The organism is Micromonospora sp. NPDC049645 (genome assembly GCF_040675155.1).
Lineage (GTDB): Bacteria > Actinomycetota > Actinomycetes > Mycobacteriales > Micromonosporaceae > Micromonospora.
The window spans coordinates 1-1,424 of the sequence record NZ_JBFAOI010000041.1 but is presented as its reverse complement, the minus strand read 5'-3'; the positions used below and the strand labels follow the sequence as shown (position 1 = coordinate 1,424).

1 protein-coding gene is annotated in these 1,424 nt (G+C 69.5%); it reads left to right on the top strand.

The window, feature by feature from the left end; translation table 11 throughout:
- Window positions 1-1,424, top strand: a 1,424-nt coding sequence (locus AB0J33_RS31150; protein WP_363618735.1) for a beta-ketoacyl synthase N-terminal-like domain-containing protein, incomplete at both ends; no start/stop codon positions are given.

Here is a 1,424-nt window from a genome sequence, read left to right as displayed (position 1 = left end):
CTGGCCGAGGCGGTCGGTCGGGGCGAGGACTTCCTCGCGGTGGCTGACGTGGACTGGGCCCAGTTCACCCAAGCGTTCACCTCCGCACGCCCGAGTGCGCTCCTAGCCGGGCTACCCGAGGTCCAAGCCGCCGTCACCGACGCCGAGGCCGGCCCGGGCGATGATTCAGCACTGGCCACCCAGTTGCGGACCTTGACCGATCCGCAGCGCCACCAGAGAGTCCTCGAGCTGGTACGTACCCACGCGGCCACAGCCCTTGGCCACGACACCGCCCAAGCGATCGAACCTGACCGGGCGTTCCGCGAACTCGGCTTCGACTCGCTGACCGCGGTGGAACTACGCAACCGACTGGCCACCGCAACCGGACTGCCACTGCCAGCCACGCTGGTCCTCGACTACCCCAGTGCGGAGGTGTTGACCGACCATCTGACGGACCTGCTGCTTGGCAAGAGCGCTGCCGTGACTGTCGCGCCGGTGGCGGTCGGTGCGGATGGCGATGAGCCGGTGGCGATTGTGGGGATGGGGTGTCGGTATCCGGGTGGGGTTGGTGACCCGGACGGGTTCTGGCAGCTGCTGGTCGAGGGTGTCGACGCGGTGGGCGAGTTCCCCGCGGATCGGGGTTGGGACCTGACGGCGCTGGACGGCCCCGGCCGGCAGCAGTCGGGGGCCTGGTACGGGACATTCCTTTCCGGGGCCGGGATGTTCGACGCGGGGTTCTTCGGGATCAGTCCGCGGGAGGCCGTGGCGATGGATCCGCAGCAGCGGCTGTTGTTGGAGGTTTCCTGGGAAGCGTTGGAACGGGCCGGGATCGACCCGTCCGGGCTACGCGGGTCCGACACCGGCGTGTATGTGGGCACCAACGGGCAGGACTACATCTCGGTGATCGGCGACGGGCAGACCGGTAGCGAGGGACATCTCCTTACCGGCAACGCGGCGAGTGTCATGTCCGGGCGGGTGGCGTACACGTTGGGCCTGGAGGGTCCGGCGGTGTCGGTGGACACGGCGTGTTCGTCGTCGCTGGTCGCGGTGCATCTGGCGGCGCAGGCGTTGCGGTCGGGTGAGTGTTCGATGGCCCTGGCCGGCGGTGTGACGGTGATGGCCACTCCGGGTGCGTTCGTGGAGTTTTCCCGGCAGGGTGGGTTGGCCGCGGATGGGCGGTGTAAACCGTTCGCGGACGCGGCCGACGGCACAGGCTGGGGTGAGGGTGTCGGGGTTGTGGTGTTGGAGCGGTTGTCGGATGCCCGTCGGCGGGGGCATCAGGTGTTGGCGGTGTTGCGGGGCAGCGCGGTCAACCAGGACGGCGCCTCGAACGGGTTGAGTGCTCCGAACGGGCCGTCGCAGCAGCGGGTGATCCGCCAGGCGTTGGCCAACGCGCGGTTGACGCCGGGCGAGGTTGATGTGGTGGAGGCGCACGGCACGGGCAC